This window comes from Butyrivibrio sp. XPD2006 (genome assembly GCF_000420865.1).
GTDB lineage: Bacteria > Bacillota > Clostridia > Lachnospirales > Lachnospiraceae > Butyrivibrio.
Genome location: NZ_ATVT01000011.1, coordinates 17829 through 41887, shown reverse-complemented (window position 1 = coordinate 41887; position 24059 = coordinate 17829). Strand labels below are relative to the sequence as shown.

Annotated in this window: 18 protein-coding genes; 2 read left to right on the top strand and 16 right to left on the bottom strand. The window is 43.9% G+C overall.

Annotated elements, in window-relative coordinates:
• Positions 1-120 precede the first annotated feature (120 nt).
• Positions 121-1554, top strand: coding sequence for a GGDEF domain-containing protein (locus G590_RS20745; protein ID WP_022766041.1), 1434 nt, complete (start codon positions 121-123; stop codon positions 1552-1554).
• A gap of 14 nt (positions 1555-1568) precedes the next feature.
• Here G590_RS20745 and G590_RS0112665 read toward each other — a convergent pair whose 3' ends face one another.
• The 15 genes from G590_RS0112665 to G590_RS0112595 form a co-directional block, all read right to left on the bottom strand.
• Entirely contained in the window at positions 1569-2063 is a 495-nt protein-coding gene (locus tag G590_RS0112665; protein WP_022766040.1) for a DUF2798 domain-containing protein, read from the bottom strand.
• A 164-nt stretch (positions 2064-2227) separates the two neighbouring features.
• The gene (locus G590_RS0112660; RefSeq protein ID WP_022766039.1) at positions 2228-2425 is read right to left on the bottom strand and encodes a hypothetical protein; all 198 of its coding nucleotides are present in this window, start codon (positions 2423-2425) and stop codon (positions 2228-2230) included.
• Positions 2426-2455: 30 nt separating this feature from the next.
• Entirely contained in the window at positions 2456-2989 is a 534-nt protein-coding gene (locus G590_RS0112655; RefSeq protein ID WP_022766038.1) for a histidine phosphatase family protein, read from the bottom strand.
• Between the two features lie 150 nt (positions 2990-3139).
• Positions 3140-5284 carry an SNF2-related protein gene (locus tag G590_RS19475; protein ID WP_022766037.1) on the bottom strand — a complete coding sequence of 715 codons (2145 nt, stop codon included), beginning with the start codon at positions 5282-5284 and terminating at the stop codon, positions 3140-3142.
• A 75-nt stretch (positions 5285-5359) separates the two neighbouring features.
• Entirely contained in the window at positions 5360-6007 is a 648-nt protein-coding gene (locus tag G590_RS0112645) for an SGNH/GDSL hydrolase family protein (RefSeq protein WP_022766036.1), read from the bottom strand.
• Positions 6008-6106: 99 nt separating this feature from the next.
• Positions 6107-8026: a subtype A tannase gene (locus G590_RS0112640; protein ID WP_022766035.1), complete on the bottom strand. Its 1920-nt coding sequence runs from the start codon at positions 8024-8026 to the stop codon at positions 6107-6109.
• Positions 8027-8132: 106 nt separating this feature from the next.
• A complete protein-coding gene (gene pgmB / locus G590_RS0112635; protein WP_026494130.1) occupies positions 8133-8771 on the bottom strand; it encodes a beta-phosphoglucomutase in 639 nt (212 codons plus the stop codon).
• A 14-nt stretch (positions 8772-8785) separates the two neighbouring features.
• Positions 8786-10285, bottom strand: a complete 1500-nt coding sequence (locus G590_RS0112630) for a family 43 glycosylhydrolase (protein WP_022766033.1) — start codon at positions 10283-10285, stop codon at positions 8786-8788.
• The gene (locus G590_RS0112625) at positions 10285-13050 is read right to left on the bottom strand and encodes an alpha-L-rhamnosidase (RefSeq protein WP_022766032.1); all 2766 of its coding nucleotides are present in this window, start codon (positions 13048-13050) and stop codon (positions 10285-10287) included. Before G590_RS0112625 ends, G590_RS0112630 begins: the two co-directional genes overlap by 1 nt.
• A gap of 66 nt (positions 13051-13116) precedes the next feature.
• The gene (locus G590_RS0112620) at positions 13117-13350 is read right to left on the bottom strand and encodes a poly(A) polymerase (RefSeq protein ID WP_022766031.1); all 234 of its coding nucleotides are present in this window, start codon (positions 13348-13350) and stop codon (positions 13117-13119) included.
• Positions 13351-13368: 18 nt separating this feature from the next.
• Positions 13369-15066, bottom strand: a complete 1698-nt coding sequence (locus tag G590_RS0112615; protein ID WP_022766030.1) for a glycoside hydrolase family 3 N-terminal domain-containing protein — start codon at positions 15064-15066, stop codon at positions 13369-13371.
• Positions 15067-15079: 13 nt separating this feature from the next.
• Entirely contained in the window at positions 15080-16093 is a 1014-nt protein-coding gene (locus G590_RS0112610) for an ABC transporter permease (protein WP_022766029.1), read from the bottom strand.
• 83 nt (positions 16094-16176) lie between these two features.
• Positions 16177-17394 (bottom strand): substrate-binding domain-containing protein, encoded by a 1218-nt coding sequence (locus tag G590_RS0112605; protein ID WP_022766028.1) that lies wholly within the window; start codon positions 17392-17394, stop codon positions 16177-16179.
• A 19-nt stretch (positions 17395-17413) separates the two neighbouring features.
• A complete protein-coding gene (locus G590_RS0112600; RefSeq protein ID WP_022766027.1) occupies positions 17414-18379 on the bottom strand; it encodes an ABC transporter permease in 966 nt (321 codons plus the stop codon).
• A gap of 15 nt (positions 18380-18394) precedes the next feature.
• Complete coding sequence (locus G590_RS0112595) at positions 18395-19900, bottom strand: sugar ABC transporter ATP-binding protein (RefSeq protein ID WP_022766026.1); 1506 nt, start codon at positions 19898-19900, stop codon at positions 18395-18397.
• Positions 19901-20161: 261 nt separating this feature from the next.
• On the opposite strand from G590_RS0112595, the gene G590_RS0112590 reads away from it, so the two are divergent.
• Complete coding sequence (locus G590_RS0112590; protein WP_022766025.1) at positions 20162-22660, top strand: GH39 family glycosyl hydrolase; 2499 nt, start codon at positions 20162-20164, stop codon at positions 22658-22660.
• A 39-nt stretch (positions 22661-22699) separates the two neighbouring features.
• Here G590_RS0112590 and G590_RS0112585 read toward each other — a convergent pair whose 3' ends face one another.
• Positions 22700-24058, bottom strand: a complete 1359-nt coding sequence (locus tag G590_RS0112585; RefSeq protein WP_022766024.1) for a GH1 family beta-glucosidase — start codon at positions 24056-24058, stop codon at positions 22700-22702.
• Position 24059 lies beyond the last annotated feature (1 nt).

The window sequence follows — 24059 nt, the reverse complement described above, 5'->3', positions numbered from 1 at the left end:
TTTAACACGGAAACTTTCTTAAATTTTCATTAACGATGGTTACCTTTCGCAGAATTGTTGTAGAATTTTTATTGTATACCGACTATTTTTATACTTCAAAGCATTCTCGCAGGAGGGGATATGCAATCAGATTTAATCATAAAAGAGAACGAATTGATCGATCCATCGATGTATCCGGAAGAGCAGCGCAGTCTGGTTGAAGATTTTAATTCACGCATCAGACGTTTGACCGGTATCATTACCGGAATCGGAAAAGAATATCATACAATCTGGGTCATCAATTCCAATACAAAGAAGATGTATCTGTACCGCTCCACCGGAGAAAGTACGAATCGATATGCGGTAGAACTGGGATTTCGTTTTGACGATTACGACCGTTTTATTGAAGAATACGTAGATCGCTTTGTGGTAAACAGCATTGAGAGCATCCAGCGTGATGTAAGACTTGATGTCGTATTTTCAAGAATCAAAGACGGAGAACTGTTTACGGTTGATTATATGCGTCTGGCCGAAGACGGGAATATGTCCTATCATCAGATGGCATTTGCGCTTGCCGGAGAGCCCGGAGAAACAGAGAATTTTATCCTGGCTTTCCGTGATATTGACAAGTCCATTCGCAAGCATATTGCTGATAAGCGTTATTTAAGGGAACAGCTTGATATCGTGGAGACCTTAAGCCGCGATTACTATAATATCTTTAAAATCAATCCCCAGACCGGTGATGTTGTGATCCTTAAGCTGGACGGCTATGTTACAAAAGGTATGGAAGGCGCAGGCGAAAAGATATATCCCTACGATGTACTATATAAGCAGTACGTGAAGGATCGTGTGTATTCTGAGGATCAGGAGTGGATGTATGATGCCATCTCTCTGGATACGATCAATAGCAAGCTTAAAGATAATTCTGAGTATGTTTCCAGTTACCGTGTCATGGATAAGGGGGAGGTACACTATTATCAGTTTACCTATATTCTCATCAATGCCCATATTCCAAACAGTGATATGCTGGCCGGTTTCAAAAATGTAGACGACATTGTGGCCTCGGCAAAGGAGCGCCAGAATCTTGAGATCCTGGCCAGTACCGATATAATGACAGGCATTCTGAATCGTGGCAGCGGCGAACGAAAAGTGATCGACGCTATGGCAAACAACAAAGCCGGAATGCTCTGCATCCTGGATGTCGACAACTTTAAGGATATCAATGATAACTTAGGTCATAATGTCGGTGATAAAGCGCTCCGTGGGATTGCAGATGTGTTAAAAAACACCTTCCGTGATGACGATATCATCTTCCGTTTAGGCGGTGATGAGTATGCCGCATATGTTATGAACCTGAATGATGAAGAGGCCGGAAAAGCCGTAATGGACCGCGTCTTTAAAGAGATTGCCAAGTTGGATATTCCGGAACTGGGAGACAGAAAAATCTGTGTCAGCGCCGGAGCCGTATTCTGCAAAGAAGGCGAGAAACATTCCTTCGAAGAACTCTATAAACTGGCGGATAGCGGTGTATATGAGAGCAAAAAAGCAAGTGGAAGTGCGTTAAACTTCAGGTAAGACAGGGGTATTTTTTACTTCACCCCTGTTCTTTCAAGCACTTTGGCTATAGTCTTAACGAAAAATCCGAACACATTCCTAACCAGCGGTCCTGCAAAGAAAATCTGCCAGCACAGCGCCATGGGGAAATTCATAGCTGTTGTTTGAAGCCATACTGCCACAAACTCTACGCCTGCATTCTTAAACAAAATTGTGGCTGCAAGGCTCATAAGTGGGCACATCAGACAAACTGACATTGCTGAGATTGCAAGTATGATCATAATCATCGGGTCTTTTCCCGGTGTAACAAATCTGAAGGCCAGTTTCTGCGCCAGCTTTCCAACAAATAAAAGCTCTAAAGCAACAGCTATAGGCCACATGATTATGATCTCTTTAAATGCTGCGAGGAACACAAAATTCTGCATTCCTCCTACGTTTAGGGAAATGTTGTAGCAGATCATTGCATAGACCATGACAAATGCCATGAAAATAGTGAAAATAACATCCTGAAACTTATTCTGTGGTAACATACCTGGGGTTCTCCTTTCATTGTCCAGGGGAAGACCGAAGGCGTGTTGTTCGTTATCACCACAGGGTGTGCGTTTCCAATGTTTATTACCGGCCAGACATCTTCTAAATTTTTAGCATCGAGTAGTGATTATAGCAGAAACTTTTGATTTGTGTAATAGGAAAATTAATTTAATTTTTCCAGTATCTCCGCAGCCTTCTCGCTGCCGTGTTTTGCCGCATAAGATGCCCATTTCCTGGCTTTTTCCAGGTTCTTTTTTCCGTCAAAAGAGCCTTTGAAGTACCCTTCAGCTATAGCCTCGGCTGCTTCTATGCTGCCCTTTCCGGCTTTATCTATTAAGTCTAATAAATCTTGTTTGCTCATTGTTCTTTCCCCCGATTTTGTTCAAATCTTTCAAAAATCATACCTCTTAATCTCGCAGTTCTTTATTCCGCAAGAAGAGAACTCCTCATTGTCCATTTCTCTGAAATATGACTCAACTATACGCACTATGCCATTATGCGCTACCAGTATCACTTCTCTGTCGCCTGCCTTGATATCATCAAGGAGATTATATATTCTCTGGGCCATCTGAAGCATGGATTCTCCGGTTCCAAACCGGCTTGCCATGTCTTTTTTGGCTTCATGGAACTCTTTTCCGTCCCTGGGAGTTGACTCATACCTGCCAAAGTTCTGCTCTTTGAGACGCATCTCAACTTCCATTGGAATGCCTGTTTCCTCTGATATATGCCTAGCAGTCTCTTTTGCGCGAACCAGTGGCGATGTTAAAATAACATCCGCTTTTATTCCAAGTTCGCGAATCTTTTTCCCGGTTTCTATGGCCTGTTCATGGCCTTTTTCAGTGAGCTCGATGTCCGTAGCCCCACATATCTTATTCTCGACGTTCCATACTGTCTCGCCGTGTCTTACAAAATAAAAGTGATCCATATTGTTCCTTACATCCCTATTTTTCTTAAACTCATCCCATTATATCCAACATCCCGGGCATCCACAAGAACGAACAAGCTCCGCAACATGTAGTATGTTGCGGAGCAGATTGCCTATATTCTATATGATCTGTATCACTTTTTTCGCTGTTCATGTGCATTCATCTATCAGATTTGCCTGTTTCCTGCTCTCTTCTTCTATCACTCTCTGAATCCACTCTTTATCCATCAGGTTATCGAAAGCACCGGCAACTACGGACTCGTTGGCGAAGTTATCAAATTCAATCCGCTTCTCCTCCAGAATATCCATCATGGCCTCATCAATTGAATATGGGCACAAAAGATGATATACGGTGACGTTACGCACCTGGCCCATCCTGTAAACCCTTGAAAGCGCCTGACTTGTAAGAGATGGCTTTACCTGCGGCTCACAGAAAATGACCATACTGGCTGCCTGGATATTAAGGCCAACGCCTCCTGCGACGATCTGACACAGAAGTATACTGCCGCCCTCAGAGTTTCCGAACCTGTCGACTATATCCTGCCTCGATTCCACGCGTGTATCACCGCTGATGACGCCTATGCACTTATCGCCGAGAAATCTTTCCACTTTGGATATTGTCTCTCGGAAATACGAGTAGATTACAACCTTTCTTCCTTCAGCCCGCGCTTCTTCACACAGTTCCAAAAGACGCTGAGCCTTGGCGGATTTACTCAGATCATCCAGCTGAAATCCCACGCGACGCATATCCTGAAAGCTCCTCTTCCTAATACTTTCGGAATAATACGCACTGTCCTCGTCTGTCATTTCGCACCACTCATATTCCTCATCTATAGGAGGCAGCTCTTTTAACACCTGCTCTCTGGTCCTTCTGAGATATACAGGCGCCAGAGTTTCCCTGAATTCAGGAACATGGCTAAGCAGCGCCATTTCACGTACCTTGGCGGTCATATCGGGTCTGACAAAGTCAATAAGATTGCACATCTCATCGACCTTGTTTTCAAGGGGTGTTCCGGTCATCAAAACAATGCGTTCAGACTCATTATCAAGCCTTCTGATATACATGGTTCGCTTTGCATCGGGATTCTTGATATAGTGAGCCTCATCAATTACAAGCATCTGCAGCAGCATACGGTTGTCAATCCTGTCCACAATTTTACCCATGGATTCATAATTGGTTATTACTACGCCGCCGTATTCAATCCACCTGCTGAAAACCTCGTCTATATCAGCTCCATGAAGAATGTAGGTGCTGATATTGCTGAATTTCCCGACTTCTCTGGACCAGTTTATAAGCACGCTGGCAGGACATACCACCATAATGTGGCAGAAACCGGCATTTTCCGCATGGATGTGTGTCATAGCAGCTATTGCCTGTATGGTCTTGCCAAGTCCCATTTCATCGCCGAGAAGTACTTTTCTCTGATTCAGGATGTACTTTGCACCGAATTCCTGATACGCACGGAGATTTCCGCGAAAGCCATCAAGATTCAGCCTGAGATCACTTATCTCTTCAGCAAGCTCCTGAGGAATGCTCTCGTAGACGAAAGGCCTGTTTCCCTTAGTTGTTCCCAGATTCTCAAGAACAGCGTAGAATTCTGCTCCGTTTATGGAAAAAGAATTCATTGCTTCCTGCTCAGATACCGTTATTGCCAGGTGATACGCATCCACTATGTTAAGAAGCCTGTTAAACAGCGCTCCGTTGCAGAAATCATACATCTCCCCGGCCATCTCAATTGTTTTTTCTTTCCTCTTTTTACCGGAAAAGAACCACCAAAAGCCGTTTGTAATAATTCCTGCAGACGCTACCTTTTTGACATATTCTTTCAGGCTCTCAGCTGATCCTCTTGCGTCAATTCTGACTCTTTCACCTCTGATATACCTGTAAATATCCGTTATGAGCTCAGGGCAATTCTCATCCAATACAATTGTCACTCCGGAAGAGAGACTGTTAGCAAACTCTGTGACTATTCGCCTTAAGGCCTCAATCTGCTTCTCACCGATGCCATTGATATCCTGAATGTCATCCTCGGGCGCTCTCGCAATCTGACCAAGGGTCGTAAATCCCGCATCCCTAAGCGCAGAAACGCGAATCCCGGCCTTCGAGTTCTTGAGCTCTTCAACTGAAATCTCATCGAGAGCATCCTTGGCTTTTTCTGCAGCCAGTTTACTGCATGCAGCTTTTATCTTACGCTGCTGCTTCTCTCCCTCGGCGAAGATATCATCGAATGTTTTGTCTAAATAGACTATTGTTCCTATTAGTGTTTTTATACTTTCAAAATCAGGTTTTTCCATGCTTACAATTATAATAAATAAAACACTTCCATGCTATATATGCACAGTAGAGTCCCCGGTGACTCACCCGATAACTTACATTGTCTCAAGCTTGGATTTAAGAAGCTTGTAGATTATCTCATGTCCGTCGTCGTTAGGATGAAGCCCATCAGGACAGTATCTTTCACGTATGAAATCTTCCTGTGGCTCGATACCGCTCTCTTTATAGAGGTCAACAACAGGAAGTGCATAGTACTGAGCAACTTCACGGATCACCTCAACGTAATCCAAAAGAGTGCCCCAGTTGCGAACGCCGACCTCGTTATATACCTTATCTTCCTCTGTTCTGTGAAGCGGAGTCATGACTATGACTGTTGCTCCGGGATATTTCTTTAAAACCTTCTGATACAGATCGTGCAAAGCGCCATAAAATGTATCCGGAGTGCGGTCGCTCATGTGACCTTTTGCCGCATCTCCGTGGCCATAGTCATTGGTTCCTCCAAAGAGTACGATAACATCTGTGTCTGCATCCATTTCATCTACTCTTGATGCGAAGTACCTGTCCATAACCTCATCGTACGGAACCTGCTGATTTGCTATCCTTGTTCCACCGATTCCGTAGCCTCTGCAGATACAGCCGTCCTTCTCAAACCTTCTCCAATAGAAGTTCTGCGGATCTGATACTCCATGGCCTTCTGTGATACTGTCCCCGAGAAAATTGATCTTTAATCCCTCTAATTTCATTTCCTTTTACTCTCCTCCAAAAAGTAAGCCTTCTATCAGGAATTTCAAATTTCCTAATAGAAGGCTAATATGTTTAATTATCTTTTTCAATAGCTAATTTTATTCAGCTTCCGCTGCCACGCAGGCATTTACCCATTCGATGAAGTTGGTTGTGGAATCACCATCTCTTTCAGCCGTTGTGTGCTCCTGGCCCCATACAAAGCTGTAATCAACCTCTGAGCCATAGTTCTGGAGCGCAAGCACAAGGTTTGCTTCAGTATTAACTGCTGTATCACTCTGCCATAAGCCTGTATTTATGCGGAAGTACTTTGCAACATTTGATGTGCCGTATCCTTCTGAGCTTGAAAGCAGGTAGTACAGAGGTGAATACATATTTAATCTGTAATCTACTGTATGTCCAAGTTCATCTTCCTGACTTAAGTCTTCTTCAAAATCAGATACATAGCTTGATCCCAGCTCACTTAAAACTGACAGGAGCATTGAATCAAAGTGCGCCCCTTCTCCGTCTCCATATCCAAAGAGAGTATTTTCACCCTGTGACTCATCAAGCTGATCAAATGCTGCGATTCCCTTGGAAGCTGTCTTAACCGCTTCCGCAAAGTCAGCGATGCTGGTGATTGTAGCAGTATTTGTTGCCTCGTCATAGGTTACCCAGGTTCCGTTTGCGTTGAGTGCATCTATATAATCCTGTGCTGTCTCAAAGGTTCCTGAGATTGAAACACCTGAGCTATTCTCTGTTCTTGATATATTATCCATAGCAGTGAAATCAACTTCGCCGGTCTCTGCGCTGCTTGCCATATCACCACTTGACATTTCGCCTTCAGGCATCTCGCCCTCTGGTTTCTCTCCACTCGGAGCTCCATTTCCTGGGCCTCCGTTTCCACCGCCGGGACCTCCGTTTCCTCCATCAGGTCCCATTCCTGCCTGATGTCCCTGACTTGAAGAATCAGAATCATAAGGGAATGTTGTATCTGCAAGGAAATTGTTCAATGACTCCTCAATGATGCTGACCATGTAGTCATAATAGCTTCCTGACTGATACCTTCCATCCTCGCTCTCTTCCAGAGTGAGTGCATTTCCCTCGGAATCAGTAAGTCCAAGACTGTTTATATACTCAGCATATGCAACAGTAAGGCCGTCTGAAATGCTCTGCTCTTCCTCAGTAAGACCGGATCTGGTGGTTCCCATCATCCACTCATAGGCTTCATCTGCAGAATCAAGTGATGTAATTGGGCACCATCCCATTGATCCAAGAACAGAGTCGCTGACTCCCATAACTGCGCCGATTGCCTCAAGGTAATCGTCATAAAGCTCAGAATCGCCTGTCACGCCTAAAAGAGCTGACTGCGCACCGCCACCTGACATACCGAATGTAAAGATGCTGTCCATATCTCCTGCGATATTTCCATCGTTATATCTTATGTAACGTATAGCTGCCTTAAGATCCGTAACACCTGCAGGTGCTCCGGCATCTCTTCCTCTGCATCCTGCATGTACATAGATGTATCCAGCATCTGTATACTCTGAAACGCTGCTATACTCAGTCATTGGAGACTGTGCCGAATAACCGGGGGTGTTTACAGGGAACACAATAGGCGCTGTCTCTGCAGTATATCCGTTTACTTCAGCCGTAGTATTCAGTGTACAGGTATAGGTTCCATCGCCGTTGTCCGTAGCGTCCATGTAAGCTGCAGGAACAATTATAGCCAGCTCCTCATACTCTGTATCTGCGGGATTCTCACAATACTGGATCCCAAGCTGGTAATACACGTTGTCTTCTTCGTTATACTGCCATTTTTTATTATCTATCTTGGACAGATTTGTTACTATCTCTGATGTTTCTTCTACTGAGTCCGCATCTGTGGTAGTCTCTGCTGCTGTATCTTCTGCATCTGCTGTATCCTCTGTGCTCTCCTGTGTTGTGCTTACTGTCGTCTGTGTTGCTACGCTGCTTCCGCACGCTGTAAGAGCGACTGAAGTACCCAGAATTATTGCCAAAATTATCTTTCTCTTGATCATCGATCATTCCTCCTAAGTTGTTTGCTTGACTAAAAGCAATTCTAGGAGTCTAACTTAAAACGTAACTAAAAGAAAGATTAACCAAACATTAAAAAGTTCCCTTGAGTTAAACGTATTTCAAAATATCCTTAAAGCTGCTCAGATGATATGTGGCCTTAGCGTAGTTTGCAGCACTTCCGATGCCCGCGCCATCGAAACCACCGGCAACAGCCGCATCAATTCCGGCCTCTGCATCCTCAATAACAAGGCAGTCAGCAGGCTCTTCCCTTACAAATTCCGCAGCCTTCAGGAACACCTCCGGGTCGGGCTTTGATCTTGAGATATTAGTGCCATCACTTATTGCGTCAAAGAAATCCTCCAGGCCTATCTGTTTTAGAATAAACTTGGTATTCTTGCTGGAAGATCCGATAGCAAGCTTGAGTCCCTTGTCTCTTAATGTATTGAGCGTCTCTCTTACCTCGTCTGATAAATCTGCCGGAGACATATTCTCAAGACTCTTTCTGTAAATATCGTTCTTCTCTGTAGCCAGCTTCTCTTTTTCCTCAGCAGAAAGCTCAGGCCCTGTATATTTCTCCAGAATTATCTCAAGAGAATCCATTCTGCTGACACCCCTGAGTCTTTCATTTATCGTTCTGTCAAAGGGGATGCTGAGTTTATCAGCAAGCTGCTTCCACGCAAGATAATGATATTCATCCGTAAAGCAGATAACCCCGTCCAAATCAAAAATTACAGCCTTATATTTCATAACGGCTCCTTTCATCACTCAAATGTAAAACTCTTAAAATCTATTTTTCCCTCGCCGGAAAAACCAAAGAACAGGCCGTGGATTCCATCCGGAATATTTACCTCTGTTTCATGCCGAGCAAATCCATCATCTGCTCCCGCAAAAGAGATTTCGCCAACCGGCTCTGAATTCTCAGAATCCAGCAACACAGAAAGCTTACCGTTTCCGTAGCTCCTGGCCTCTACTGCAATCTTTTTTACATCCTTGCAGTCAAAGTACTTGAAGCCTGCCACAACGCCGTCAAAGACATTGGCGATACAGTGCTCTGAATCTTCTTCCCTGTCGGCAGTCAGCTGGAAGATATATGGCTGAGAATCCTTAAGTGACTGTCCATATATGATCTTCTTGTCATTTTCACCGCACATAAGATTACATGCGATGGCAGCCGAATATTTTCCTTTGCCTGCCAAAGGCCCCCCATTTAAACCGCAACTTGTCATCTCAATCTGCGCAATACTGCCATCGCCTGCTATAGTAATCTCCTCAGCACAGCCCTGTCTCGAGCTCTCAGTCCCGTGAGTCTGTCTGTGATAGAAGATATACCACTTGTTATTTATTTCGATTATACTGCCGTGATTGTTGCCCATCATGGCTCTGGGCTTTGTGTTGCCCTTGTATCCTATATCTCCGTTAGATACGATCACTCCTCCATACTTAAAGTCTCTGTCAGGATGATCGGAAGTTGCATAACACAGTTCATGGCTTACTGAGCTTGAATATATAAAGTAATACTTTCCGTCTACCTTACGCATGGAAGAAGCCTCAAAAAAAGCATGTCCCTCATATCCGGAGCCCTCTGAGATTTTCTCTCCCGGTACCATCAGCTGCGGCTCTCCCTTAACTGTGAGCATATCCTGCTCAAGTTCTACAACATAAGCGCCGTCAGAAAACTTAGTGTCAGCAATAGCCTGGAGCTGCGCCTCAGCATCCTCACGACTCATCCCCATCTCAAGGAATGCTTCAATAGGAGGCGCAGGAAGTGGCTTAGCAGGACTGAATCCGTAGTACAGGAAAACCCTTCCGTCATCATCTACAAGCACGCCGGGATCAAACGGGAAATTCTCCTGAAGCTCTTTTCCTCCAAGAATTCCCTCAGGATACTTAACATGGCCGTAAAAGCTGAAGGGTCCTGCAGGTGAATCACTTACCGCCACGCCAAACTCCGGGTTAAACGAATAGCAGTAGAACATATAGTATCTGCCATCTGCGCCCTTAACCACGTCCGGTGCCCAAAGATCCATCCGGTCGTCTGCATTCGAAGGGTCCTGTGTTCTTTTATATATAACTCCCTCATATCTCCAGTCGGTGAGGTCCTCTACGGGTGCAGACCAGGTCACATAGTCTCCCATGCAGTATTTCTGGCCGCCGGCAAGATCATGCGATCCGTAGATATAGACTCTTCCGTCAAATACCCTGGGTTCTCCGTCAGGAATATATTCATATAAAGGCAGATAGGGATTAAAAACCTGTTTCATCAATTCCACTCCTTTTTAAGTGCCAAAAGCTTCTCTGCAGCAGCCATTACCATTGGCGGATTAAAGCCCATATAGAACATTGTCTGCATCTCATTCAGCGTAAGACCAAGGCTCTCAACATCCTTGCTTTCCATAAGCTTATACGCGATTGGCAGATCTTTTTTGATGATATCTACTGCTCTTTCATCCTCGGCAAACTCTTCAAGCCTTGTGTCCATGGTATACATGAGCCTGTAGTCCCTCTTAGGCTTATAGGTCTTTTCAAAGACTCCTGCCTGAAGCTGCACCTCTTCTCCGCCTGTTCCGGGCAAAATGTAAACTGCGGAACATCCGAAGGGAACACCTACTCTGACAGTGATTGTTCCGTCATCATTGATCTTCCAGAAAGATGTGTATTTGCCGCTTACTGAGTTATATTCAAAGTCCACATACTGAAGCTTGGAGCTTAACTGCGGAGCGATATATGCGCTCTTGAATCCTGCGGAATTAGGCTGTATTCCTGCAATAAAACGGTATACATATTCCATTACAGAGCCATAAGAGTAGTGATTGAGCGAATTCATATTGGTTCCGCTGATGGTTCCGTCATCGAGGATTGAGTTCCATCTCTCCCAGATCGTTGTCGCTCCAAGATTTATGCAGTGCATCCATCCCGGGAATCCTTCCTGGAACAGGATGTAATAAGCAATATCCTCCATGTCATTTTCAGCCAGCACCTGGCACATCATTGTGGCACCGACAAAGCCGCCCTTGATCTTATAGCAGTCCTTTTTGAGCCTGAGTTTAAGGCCTTCGATTATCCTGTCCTTGTTGATAAAAATCTTGTATTTGAGGCAGATAAGGTACGCTGTCTGCGTATCGATGGCAAGCCTTCCGCTGGGTGAGAAATACTCATTTAAGATCGCTGTATTTACCTTCTCTGCGCGCTTTGCATATCTTATGCTGTCATCGACATAGCCCAGGATTCTTGCTGCGCTTCCGGCTTTTATCAGTGATTCGTAGTAGTACACGGAAGCCACAAAATAGTCATCTGTGCCGCCCTTCATGCTCTGAGGACTGATTCCGTCCTGTGCCAGCCAGTCCCCAAAGTGGAATCCAAAGTTCCAAAGGCCGGTATCACCGTGTTCTTCATCCTCGTGGATGATATGATCAACCCAGTCCTTCATCAGTGGATAGTTAGCTCTAAGGTCATCCTCATCTCCGTAATACTCGTACAGCGCCATAGGAAGGAAGGTTGCAACATCACCCCATACGCTGCTTCCACCGGGAGCCTTGCTGATATTGGGAATAAAGTTTGCAACCACTCCGTCATGGTCCATCTGATCAAGATGCAGGTCATATAAAAACTTTCTGTAGAAAGCTCTTGTGTCCATGTTAAAGCATGCAGTAGGCGCAAAAACCTGTGCATCGCCTGTCCATCCGAGACGTTCGTCTCTCTGAGGACAGTCAGTCGGCATATCCAGGAAATTGGACTTCTGGCCCCAGATACAGTTGCTTGCAAGCCTGTTCAGCTTCGCATCGGACGTTTTTATAGATACGGTGGTCTCAAGGTCGGAATATACAACGTTTCCGGTGAAATCTTCTGCGCTTAGCTCACCTTCCCAGCCTGTTACTCTCACATATCTGAATCCGAAATAAGTAAAGTGCGGGCGCACATTCTCTTCTCTTCCGTCTGAAACATAGGTAAACTGCGACTTGGCAGATCTGTAGTTGGCATTATAGAAATTGCCCTCCTGCAGAACCTCACCAAAATCCAGGGTAACCTTTGTACCACTTGGAAGTTTGGACTTAAATGAAACATATCCCGTAAAGTTCTGCCCAAAATCAAGGACTTTCTCACCTGCAGGTGTGTCAATGATCTCTTTCACAGGGAGTGTCTCTTTTACCACAACAGGCAGACTGTATCTCTCCACCAGTCTTGATCTGACTTTGCTATTGTCATCCCAGATCTTAACAGGCTTTAATTCATTCTTTTTATCTTTCCATAACAGATGGTTGTATTCCTCGCCATCATATATGTCGCTTGAAGCAATATCACTTCCGCAGTAGCTAAAGCTCTCATCTGTCATGACAACGAGCTTTCCGTTGACGTATACTTCCGCGATCACGCCGAATTTATTGCCGTAGTACGCCACATCTCCGTCATAGCCAAGACGACCCTTGTACCAGCCGTTTCCGCAGATTATTGAAAGCTTGTTCTCAGCCTCCAGAAGATCAGTAATATCATAGGTCTGGTACTGGATTCCCTTATTGTAGTCGTTGCAGAAAGGCGCCAGGTAGTCATCGCCAATCTTCACACCATTTAAGTAAGCCTCGTAGAGGCCAAGGCCTGTCACATAAATACGACCGTTCTCAATGTCCCTGATCTTGCCCAGAGAGAAGTCTTTTACAAAGCATGGGTGGAAAGAAGGCTCCTCATCTGTACCGATAAACTTAGCCTTCCATTTCTCGGTCATCTTGCCGGTCTCAAAGAAGCAGATATCGCTCTTGGCAGTATTATTCTCATCATCAGTTACTTCAACGTAGAAATAATACCTTGTTCTGGGCTCGGGACTAATTTCTATAGTCTCTCCGATCCAGTCCAGATCATGATCTTCCTTGCTCCAGAGGATTTCCGAAAAGTCCTCTTTTGTGCTTACAACGATCTTGGAGCGCACCTGATAAGAGCCTTTTGCCTCAACTACTTTCCAGCTGCACTTTATTTTGGGATACGAAAAGCCTATGGGATTTTCAATTCCGTTTATCTTTACATCAACAATTTTCATACTTTCTGTCCTTAATCAAATATGAGAATTAGCCCGGACATGAATATCTCATATCCAGGCTACAAATTACTTAAATAAAAACTTGGCGATCCTCTCCATATCCTCAGGCTGATGCGCAAAAACTTCAACGTTGGGGATCTCAGCAATCTGAGGGAATACACTGGATAACGCTATGATCTGGCAAAGCTTGGACTTTAGATTGAGTCTGTCACCCTCAGGTGTGACAAGTTCAACCTCTCCCTTACACTGTTCTACCACCTCTAAAAAGCCTTCAAAATCCGATAATTTATCAATTACCATATTTTTCTACCTCCAAAGTTAATATGCCAGGTACTCTTTTCCGCAGAACGGATCCACGGGGCTTACACCCTTAAATTCGCTTCTGCCAAGGATCTTTTCTACCACTGACTCGATCACGTAATCATGGTTTGAATATGCGTTGATATATGTTTTGATCATAGGCACATCCAGAAGATGATACGGAATCTGCAGTGAAATAAACATTGTTGGAACAACTTCCACAAACCACGGAATATTGTTGCCTGCTCCGAAAATTGTATGCCAGTTGAGTCTTGCTGTGGTTTTGTTTGATGCATTCTCCACGTTTCCAAGGTAGATAACAAGATCATACTTGTTTCTGAACTCGGTAACAGACTCAAACTTGATAGGCTTGTTGAAATCAAACTCTTCCTTCACGTAAGGGATCATTTCAAAACCTTCAGCTTCCATGAGCTTTACAAAGGTCTCTTCGACTCTCTTCTCCGAAGCACATCCGCCCATGATCTCATACAGGACTCTCTTATGCTTTTTAGGTGATATAGGTAAAAGAGCTTGTGTATCCTTTACAAGTGTCACCGACTTGTCAGCGCACTCTTTTGCCCAGGCTACATGCTCATCGCTTCCGATAACCGGAAGGTTTTTCTTATCAGGAACCAAAGTTCCGTTAGCTCTTTTCTCATGGAGTCTGAGCGCAGCCTTCATGGCGAGAATACGTGTAAGTGCTTCATCGAGACGCTTCTCGGAGAGAATTCCCTCCTCATAGCCTTTCTTCATGAACTGAATATCTTCGTCATAATCCTTGTTGAACAGGATCATGTCACAGCCGGCTTCAATGCAGTAAGGAACTGACTTTTCTCTGTCCATTGCGCACAGGAAACCAACCATAGGGGTTGCATCCGTGATGATCATTCCGTTAAATCCGAGCTGATCTCTAAGAAGATTCTGTAAAAGCTCAGGTGAGAGAGATGCAGGCATCAGCTTCTTGGGAAGGTTGGGATTAAACTTCTTCTGGTAAGAAGGAAGCGCAATATGTCCCACCATTACTGAAAGTGCGCCTTCGTCGATAAGTGTTTTGTATACATCGCCGTAGGTCTTATCCCACTCCTCACAACTAAGGCTGTTTACGCTGGTTAAAATGTGCTGGTCAACTTCATCTACTCCGTCTCCCGGGAAGTGCTTGATTGCAACGGCAGAGCCGCACTCTTTTGCACCTCTCATATATTCAAGGCCGAATTTCTTGACCTTTTCAGGATCAGAGCCGTAGGTTCTTACATTGGTTATTGGACTATGATAGTTAAAATCAATGTCAACAACAGGGGCAAACGCGTAATTACAACCCACAGCCTGTCCTTCACTGCAGCTGACCTTCGCAAGCCTGTAAGCCTGCTCCGGATCATCTGTTGCTGCCACTTGCATCTGCTTTCCAAAAGCAGTTCCTTCAAGCACGATCCCGTCGCCACCTGCCTCAAGATTTGCTGCAAGAAGCATTGGAACCTTACTGTTGGTCTGAAGATATGAATAAGCATTGAACAATTCTTCAGTTTTTCCGGTTCTGAACATAAGTCCGCCGGGATTCTTGGAAAGAATCTCATACTGCAGATACTGCTCGTTCGGTGAATATCCTATCGGGAAAAAGAGCTGTCCAAGCTTCTCGTCTAGTGTAAGAGAAGCCTTTGTCTCTTCAACCCACTTAATGTCTTCATCTGATAAATAAAATGGTTTAGCTTTTAAATCCATTGAAAAAACCTCTTTATGCTTTTGCCTTTCCGGCTTTCATTCTGGCAAATAGTGCCTGTATTTTATCTGTCTGTGCTGAGAATGAGTAGAATCCAAGTACGAAGATTCCAAGGATGATCTGTTGCCATCCGCCAGCTCCAAGGTTCAGACAATTTAATCCGTAATTCATGATTTCCATACCGATTGCAGCGATCGCAATACCTATAACATCACAGCTTGCAAGTCCGATGAAAGTTCCCATAAATACAGGAACGATGTAAGAGAACATGATTCCTGATGTGGCAAGTCCAGACTGAGGACCGACTTCATGCTGGGATACGTAGATAATTGCTGCAAATCCAAGGATGATTCCTGAAAAAATGTATGTAGTAAATACATTCTTTTTCTCGTTAATACCGATGTTTACACCGGCACGCTGATTGTTTGATAAGATCTTTCCTTTTCTTCCGGCTGCGGTGAAGTAGGTAAATACCACAAATGCCAAAATAGCAAGTCCTGCAGGAAGGAAGATTCCGGGAAGTCTTCCGAATACTGATGTTTCAACTGATGAGTAAAAAACTCTGATACCCTGTCCACCAAATACAAGGTATGTAAGTGACTCATAGAAAAGAGTCATACCGATTGTACAGATAATGATCGGAATGCGACCTAAGATGTACACTGTTGCTGTAAACATGCTTAAAACAACTGCCAGCACCACTGCGATAATCAGTGCCAGCCATGGATTCTTGGTGTCATAACCAATATGTCCTGCAACAATGGCTGTAAGGATCATGGTTGCTCCACCGGAGAAGTCAAATCGTCCGTTCTTGAGCTGGATCCATATTGCAAGAGCCACACAGATTGTCATGGAAGCATTAAGAAATACCTGCTGCACCATATCTCCCGAAAGGAAGATCAGCTTTCCATTGACATAACATTTTTCATTAGTACCGGTAATGATCAGCATCACCACAAACATCAATAATGGAAAAATGACAGATAACCCTATTTTTTTGAATATCTCTAAGCCTTTATTTGTATTCATATCGTTTCCTCATTACCAGGATGATGCCTGGGGGATAATAAATATCCCCCACATCATTACCATTTCATTAATATTTCTTATAATTACTTAAGTGAATCAACTGTAAGTGTTGAAATAGATTTCTTGAGCTGCTCGTAAGTAGCATCAGGATTAGCATAAGCTGTCATGTTGAGTACTTCATCAGGTGTGAAGAGTGCGTCAGAAGCATTTGCTGTATAGTAGATGTTCTTCTCAAATGCTGCCATATCCTCATCACTGTTCATGATGAACTGATCGCAGCTTACTCTCTCTGCATCTTCAGGCTGATCCTTAAACTCTACGCCGTTGATCTTGTTTAAGAGAAGTACAAGTGGATATGTGATAGTCTCAACTGCTGTTACACAGTTCTGCTGATATGTCTGTGCTCCTGCTGAGCCAAAGTTCTTCTCCTCACCACCGTCAAAACCTGTTGTGAAGAGCTTGATGTTCTTGTCGTTGCCTGTCTGAACCATTACAGGGTATACAAAACCTGTACCTGCTGCGAAACTCATGATTGCCTGAATGCCTTCATGCTTAGCAAAGTATGTGCTGTCCATAGGTGCGAAAGCCAATACGTCTGTCTCCTCGTTCAAAGGATCGCATGTGATCTGAACGTCAGCTGTCTTATTGTACTCATCAACCTCTGCGATGAACTGCTGAGCAGCAAGTGTCTGTGCAGGGAATGCCCATACAGGGAAGATAGCCAGTGAAACATGTGTAATAGGTGCATCTGCATTTCTCTCGTTGTACTCAAGAAGACTTTCAAACATCTGCTTTCCTACTACTACGTTATCAGGAGCATAACCGTCGATTGCTGTTCCTACGAAATGATCGTTCTTGAATACAGCATCATAAGCCTGTGTGTAAGAAATATCATAGTCGCAAAGGTATCCGCCGATGTATACATTAGCTGCCTCGCACTCCTGTACGATAGCTGCTGTACCTGAATCCATTGTGCAGATGATTCCGTCAACACCTGAAGCGATGAGCTCCTGGATCTTTGTAAGGTTTACACCTTCATCTGTCTGAGATAATACTGTGTACTTAAACTTGCAGTTTAATGTGTCTGCCATATTGTCGAGATAAGCCTTTGTTGCCTCTGTTGCAAGACCACTGTCCTGATAGAAAGCTACACCGATTGTGCAGTTCTTGCCTGCCTTTTCACTTGATGCAGCACCTTCTGTGCTTGCTGCTCCGCTTCCGCTTGATCCGCATGCCATAAGTGAAAATGACATTACGCCTGCAAGCATCATAGCTACAAATTTCTTTACTGCGTTTTTCATAAAACCCTCCTTAAATAAGTTATCTTGGTAAAACCCCATTATTCTTACGACAAGTAATGAGAATAATGATTATAAAAATGATTGCCTTGACGAAATTGATGTAATTGAGTTCTACACCCATTGTCGTCAGATCATTTGTCAGCAACACATAAGTAAATGTACCGATCAGAGCACTTCTTACCTTTGAGACCATTCCTCCTGAAAGAGGCATTCCTCCGAGGATCAGGCAGATCATTACATCCATTGCATATCCGCCGCCTGTTCCCTTTCCGGCTGTTCCGGTTCTCATCAGCATGATGAAGGATGCTATAGCTACGCACACACCAAATGTCATATAAGCGATAACTTTCCATCTGGTTGTGTTGATGCCGCTCTGTGCAGCAACTACTTCATTTGCTCCGATTGCCTTTGTATATTTACCCAGCTTGGTGTAGTTGAAAAGGAATGTAACTACCAGTGCAACTATCACAATTGCTGCCAAAATGATCCAGTTATAAGCTGTTCTGCTTGAGGGCTTAATGCTTGCCTCAATGGAAATCGTGTTATTTCCGGTGCTCTCCATAAGAAGGAGCTGTGCTCCTGTGAAGAAGAACATAAGGAAAAGTGAAGTTACAATTGACGGAAGCTTGAGCCATACAGCAACTGCTCCGTTGAAAGCACCGCACACAAGAGCGATGGCCAGGATAACAACAAAACCAAGTACCACTCCTGCAATAGTTCCGCCCATTCCGTTGGAGATCAATATCATCAGAATTGAGTAAACACCAATCTGCTGTCCTATTGATACATCCATGAATCCCATGGAATAAACAAACACCGCTCCCAGGGATAAGATCGCATACGCTGATGCTGCCTGCAGTACTGTTCCTACGTTGTAGGAGAGATTCTCTCTACTGAATATGAGAAACAGGATAAAAGTCGCTGCCAGACCGGCATACGCCGCGATATCATATACATGCTTTTTAAAAAACGCTTTTGAAAACATCTCTTTCCTCCTAGATCAGATCATGTATTCGATAATATCTGTCTCTGACAGATCCTTACTTCTTGTGAACTCTTTGCTGATGGCAAAATCCTTCATTACCACGATCTTGTCTGCCATACCGATGAGCTCTGCCATTTCCTCACTTATGAGGATTATTGCCTTGCCCTGCTTCTTCATCTCTGCGATCAGAGCATACATAAACTGCTTAACACCGATATCTACGCCTCGTGTAGGGCAGTCCATGATGATCACATCAGAACCCTTGGCAGTCCACTTTGCAAATGAAACCTTCTGTTTATTACCACCGCTCAAAGTGTTAACCCACTGATTACCGTCATTACATTTGATCCTGAAGGAATCAATCTCTTTATCTGATAAGTTCTTTTCATCGGAAGGTTTGATGAACAGCTTCTTCGCAAGGTCTTTCTCCGAAGGAAGTGTGATATTATCCTGGATTGAACCCTCAAGGATAAGTGCCTCTGTATCTCTGTTCTTGGATATATATCCGATTCCTGCTGAGATGGCGTCGTTACAGCTGTGTATCTTCTTACCTTCTCTTAAGACCTCCCCGGATTCGGGCTTTTCAAGTCCGAATGCAAGTCTTCCTATCTCATGCATTCCGCATCCGCTAAGACCGCCAAATCCTATGATCTCGCCTTCGTGAACCTGCAGTGAGAAGTCCTTTATCTCTCCCAGTGTTACGTTTTTGAGCTCCAGCGCAACTTTATCGCCATGGGATATATCGTAATCTTCTCTGTAATAGGCATCTCCGATCTCACGGCCAACCATCATGTATCTGATAACCTGCTCCGCATTGGGCATGTCCATCTCTTCTCTGTTAAGATGACCGATTATCTCGCCATCTCTGAGGACTGTAAGATCTGTACACTGCTCCAGGATCTCTTCCATATCATGGGAGATGAAGATTACTGACTTACCGTTGTCCTTAAGCTTATGGATCAGGTCATAAATGAGCTTTCTTCCTTCATGAGAGAGTGCTGTGGTTGTCTCATCAACAACGAATACCTCAGTATCCTCGGAAACACATCTCACGATCTCAATAAGCTTTCTGTCCTCAAAGCCGTATTTATTGATGCTGTCGGCTGCCTTGATGTGAGTGATATTAAAATCATCAAGCATCTTCTGAGCTGCAGCGTTGAGCTTCTTCATATTTACTATTCCAAACTTGGAGAACTCATCAAATCGTCCTGCAAAGATGTTTTCAGCCACCGTACAGTTAGGAATTGTGTTTGCCTCCTGAAGTACCATACTGATGCCGGCCTTCTGAGCTTCTACCATGCTGTCGGGATCCCAGGGCTGTCCTTTATAAAAAGCTTCTCCACTGGTTGCTTTCTGCATACCTGCAAGGATTGATGTTATGGTTGATTTACCGCTACCGTTCTCTCCTATAAGACCACGGATCTGACCTCGGTAAAACTTTACATCTACTCCCCTGAGCGCTTTAGTGATCCCAAAGTTCTTGGTCATGTTTTTTACTTCAATTATCAATTCCTGTTCCATAGGTTCCTCCATGTCATGGAATAATCACTTGTTCTCTTGATGAAACAATTATACAAATTAAGGGGTACCCATCCCTAGGTCACCCCTTTCTAAAAACATGTACAATTTTTAAGAAAAAAGCTAATTTTAAATTTCAGGGTCTCTTTTACTGTTTATTCACATTAATTTTTGTACCTTTTTTACCTTTACCGGCAAAAATAAATGATATATCCTTGAATTAGATACAAAAAACGTACATTTTTTCTTTTACGAGGTTTTATCATGTATCTTGAAGAACGTCACGAGATAATCGAGTTCCCACCTAATATTCCCCTGAAAATCTTCATGCATAAGCTGGGATCTGTAGATAATCACTGGCATAGAAGCATTGAGCTTTTAATGGTTTTAGACGGAACCATATCTATTTCAATCGATAATACAGAGTACTCACTGACCAGCGAAGACATCATTCTTATAAACAGCAACACTATCCACTCTCTGCGTTCTGAGAGCGCTGTTATGATCGCCATACAGATAGATCTGTCCAGAATGAACCAGTTTGATGCAAATCTTGACGAGATGGTCTTTGATTGTAATACAGTTACAACAGATGATCTATCCAAGTTTGATGGTTTAAAGTTCGCTATTGCCACCATGCTCAACGAGAACGCCCACAATTCATACGAATCACAGTACAGAAACTATTCACTGGCTTATTATCTTGTTGCTGAGCTTTTGGCAAATTTCAGTGTTCCGATCACAAATGCCATTAAAACCCAGCAGAAATACGCAGCAAGACTCACAAGACTGCTTAAATACATCGAAGACCATTACGCCGAGAACTTTTCCCTCAGTGATCTGGCTGCAGAGGAAGATCTGTCAGTTCCCTATTTATCTAATTTTTTCGACAAGAACATGGGCGTTAAGTTTTCGCAGTATTACACAACAGTCAAGCTGAACCATGCCCTTTCAGACCTGCTCTCAACCAATGATTCCATTGAGACCATAGCTGTCAGGAACGGTTTTACCGAATCTCATTCCTTTGTGCGCAGCTTTAAAAAACAGTACGGAACGCTGCCAAGTACATACAGAAAGCAAAGAGGCCAGACTCCTGCGACCGCTGAAGCCAGCTCAACACTGAACTATCTGCAAATGGAGCCCAGCAACTATCTGCATCTTTTGACAAAGTATCTAGGAGATATCAAAGATCAGCCACACACCATCAGCACCAGGAACATCGTAAAGTCCGAGGAAGTAGTGGCTTCAGTCAGCAGCGGTGTAAGGAGCTTAAAACATAACTTTAAGAAATTTATTACTGTGGGCAGGGCTAAAGAGCTCTTAAACAGGGACATTCAGAACATGCTCATAGATCTTCAAAATAACATCGGTTATGAATACATAAAGTTCCATGGCCTGCTTTCCGATGACATGATGGTTGTTTCCAGGATCAACGGAAAGCTTACTTTCCACTACACTCTTGTGGATATGGCGCTGGATTTCCTTATTTCCATCGGTTTAAAGCCACTTATACAGCTCTCTTTTATGCCACGGGATCTGGCTGCCGACCCTAATAAGACCATCTTCTATTCACCGATGATCACAAGTCCTCCCAAGCACATGTCGGAATGGGAGCAGCTTATAGATAACTTCACCAGACACCTTATTGAACGCTACGGCACAAATACTGTCAGATCATGGCTCTTCTGTGCATGGAATGAACCGGTAACGCCTAAATCCATGTTCGGTTTTGGCGACGATCCTCTGTTTTTTAAGTTTTATGAAACTTCTTACCGAGCCGTAAAAAGAGTTGATGACAAGCTTGTATTCGGCTCTCCATCGATCCTGTATATGGAGAATCTCGGAACAGACAAATGGATCAAGGATTTCCTTACATATGCCAAAAAGAATAACTGCGAACCGGAATTCCTCAACGTACACTATTATTCCGACATTATTCCAATGACAGCCAAGCAGAACATAACCATAGGAAGCGTGTCTTTCTCCTTCCCACGAAGAACAGACGATTTCTCACTGTGGATCGGAAGTATCAAAAAGATCTTTTCATCAGCGGGGGTTGGTTCACTTCCTATATACATGACGGAGTGGAACTTCACTCTCTCCCACAGGAATCTTGCCAGCGACACATGTTTTAAATCCTGTTATATACTTAAAAACCTGCTCAGGAACTACGACAGACTGGACAGCTTCGGATACTGGTCCCTTACGGACCTTCTTGAGGAAAATGCTTTGCCGGACACTCTTTTCCACGGAGGTCTTGGCATTTACACAACAAACGGTATCCGAAAGAGCGTTTATTACAGTTTCTATTTTGCAAGTCTGTTGGGTGATGAACTCATAGCCTCAGGTGAAGGATACTTCATTACGAAGAGTATCGATGCCTATCAGATCATCACTTACAACTATGTACACTACGGTAATCTGTTCGCTTCAGGTGAGCTTTTTGATATGACAGAAACCAACAGATACACTCCGTTTGACATGACAAACCGCCTCCAGTTCCAGATAAAACTCACAGATCTGGATAACGGTAACTACTGTATTAAAGAGCTGTTTGTTAACAGGGAATATGGCAGTGCCTACGACATCTGGCTCAAGATGGGCGCTGTGCCCCTTGATCCAAGTGATGTTGAGATCATAAAGGGCTACTGCGTTCCCGGAATGCACAAGGAATACAGACTGATTGAAAGCGGAGTATACGAATATTCTCCGGTTCTGGATCCTCTTGAAATCCGATTTGCTGAAATCAAAAGAATTAAGTAAAATAATCCCCTGTTCACTGCTGAACAGGGGATTTTTAAGTTATTTGTGGAGACTTGCGCCGTTAGAAGCGATCACTTCTTTATACCAATATGCAGAATCCTTAAGAGTTCTCTCAAGAGTCTCATAATCTACATAAATAAGGCCAAATCTCATTTTATAACCGTGACACCACTCAAAGTTATCCATGATCGACCAGTGCTGGTATCCAATGACTTCGATTCCATCATCGATGGCTCTTTCAAGCTCTAACAGATATCTGTGAGTAAAATCAATTCTCTGATAGTCATGAACCTTACCATCAAGCGCCTTCCAGTCCATACCTGCCATACCATTTTCTGTAATCATGATCGGCTTGTGGTATCTCTCATAGAAAAACTTAGGCGCATAATACAGGACTCTTGGAGTCACACTCCAGCCCATCATTGTGTGGGCGCTGCCCTGATACTCATATGGGCCATATTTAGCCGGATCCTGCGGGTAATTGATCGTTCCCTCATATACGTTAAAGCCATAGAAATCCAGTGGTTGAGCTATCTCATCCCACTCTTTCTGTGAGAGCTTTGGAAGCATGTCTCCGAATGCTTCTTCCGATCCTTCCGGGTAATGGCCAAGGAAGATCGGGTCTGCCCACCACGCATTTCCCATGAGGAAGCCATACGGATCTATGGCAAAAGACATTTTTCTGCACTTTTCAACTTCTTCAGGAGTATCATCCTTTGGAACCCACACATTTCCTGTGGGAGCCATACCAATCTTAGCCTCAAGCTTACTGTTCTTCCTGATGGCTGAAACTGCCTTTCCATGAGACTTAAACACATTTACTGAAATATTCAGCATAGTCTGAATATCATTGGTCTCAAAGGGCGCCATTGCACCAATCTGATGACCAAGTCCGACAAACATCTGATACTCATTGAAGGTCATCCAGTATTTAACCCTGTCTCCAAGGCGTTTTACCACTACTTCTACACACTCTCCAAACCAGTCAGCTATTTCAGGATTCTTCCAACCACCTTTCTCATAAAGAGCCATAGGAAGATTCCAATGGAAAAGAGTTACCATCGGCTCGATTCCGGCACTGATGAGCTCGTCTACCAGATCCGAATAGAATTGCATTCCCTTTTCGTTCACCTTGCCGGTTCCCTCAGGCATAACCCTTGGCCAGCTGATCGAGAATCTGTAGCTCTTTAAGCCAATCTGCTTCATAAGAGCAACGTCTTCTTTCATGTGATGATAATGATCGCAGGAAACATCAGCATTCTCGCCAAATTCAATGCGTCCCTCTTCATGTCCGAAATGATCCCATATTCCGAGACCCTTTCCGTCGTCCAAATATGCTCCTTCAATCTGGTGCGCCGCAGAAGCAGCTCCCCATAAAAAATCTTTTGAAAAACTCATT

Excerpts from the sequence above, each read along its gene's own strand:
- G590_RS0112665 (WP_022766040.1), bottom strand. The coding sequence starts at position 2,063 with ATGTTACCACAGAATAAGTTTCAGGATGTTATTTTCACTATTTTCATG.
- G590_RS0112625 (WP_022766032.1), bottom strand. The coding sequence starts at position 13,050 with ATGAAAATTGTTGATGTAAAGATAAACGGAATTGAAAATCCCATAGGC.
- G590_RS0112585 (WP_022766024.1), bottom strand. The coding sequence starts at position 24,058 with ATGAGTTTTTCAAAAGATTTTTTATGGGGAGCTGCTTCTGCGGCGCAC.
- G590_RS0112645 (WP_022766036.1), bottom strand. The coding sequence starts at position 6,007 with ATGAAATTAGAGGGATTAAAGATCAATTTTCTCGGGGACAGTATCACA.
- G590_RS0112655 (WP_022766038.1), bottom strand. The coding sequence starts at position 2,989 with ATGGATCACTTTTATTTTGTAAGACACGGCGAGACAGTATGGAACGTC.
- pgmB (WP_026494130.1), bottom strand. The coding sequence starts at position 8,771 with ATGAAATATAAGGCTGTAATTTTTGATTTGGACGGGGTTATCTGCTTT.
- G590_RS0112605 (WP_022766028.1), bottom strand. The coding sequence starts at position 17,394 with ATGAAAAACGCAGTAAAGAAATTTGTAGCTATGATGCTTGCAGGCGTA.
- G590_RS0112595 (WP_022766026.1), bottom strand. The coding sequence starts at position 19,900 with ATGGAACAGGAATTGATAATTGAAGTAAAAAACATGACCAAGAACTTT.
- G590_RS0112600 (WP_022766027.1), bottom strand. The coding sequence starts at position 18,379 with ATGTTTTCAAAAGCGTTTTTTAAAAAGCATGTATATGATATCGCGGCG.
- G590_RS0112630 (WP_022766033.1), bottom strand. The coding sequence starts at position 10,285 with ATGAAACAGGTTTTTAATCCCTATCTGCCTTTATATGAATATATTCCT.
- G590_RS0112640 (WP_022766035.1), bottom strand. The coding sequence starts at position 8,026 with ATGATCAAGAGAAAGATAATTTTGGCAATAATTCTGGGTACTTCAGTC.
- G590_RS0112590 (WP_022766025.1), top strand. The coding sequence starts at position 20,162 with ATGTATCTTGAAGAACGTCACGAGATAATCGAGTTCCCACCTAATATT.
- G590_RS19475 (WP_022766037.1), bottom strand. The coding sequence starts at position 5,284 with ATGGAAAAACCTGATTTTGAAAGTATAAAAACACTAATAGGAACAATA.
- G590_RS20745 (WP_022766041.1), top strand. The coding sequence starts at position 121 with ATGCAATCAGATTTAATCATAAAAGAGAACGAATTGATCGATCCATCG.
- G590_RS0112615 (WP_022766030.1), bottom strand. The coding sequence starts at position 15,066 with ATGGATTTAAAAGCTAAACCATTTTATTTATCAGATGAAGACATTAAG.
- G590_RS0112620 (WP_022766031.1), bottom strand. The coding sequence starts at position 13,350 with ATGGTAATTGATAAATTATCGGATTTTGAAGGCTTTTTAGAGGTGGTA.
- G590_RS0112660 (WP_022766039.1), bottom strand. The coding sequence starts at position 2,425 with ATGAGCAAACAAGATTTATTAGACTTAATAGATAAAGCCGGAAAGGGC.
- G590_RS0112610 (WP_022766029.1), bottom strand. The coding sequence starts at position 16,093 with ATGAATACAAATAAAGGCTTAGAGATATTCAAAAAAATAGGGTTATCT.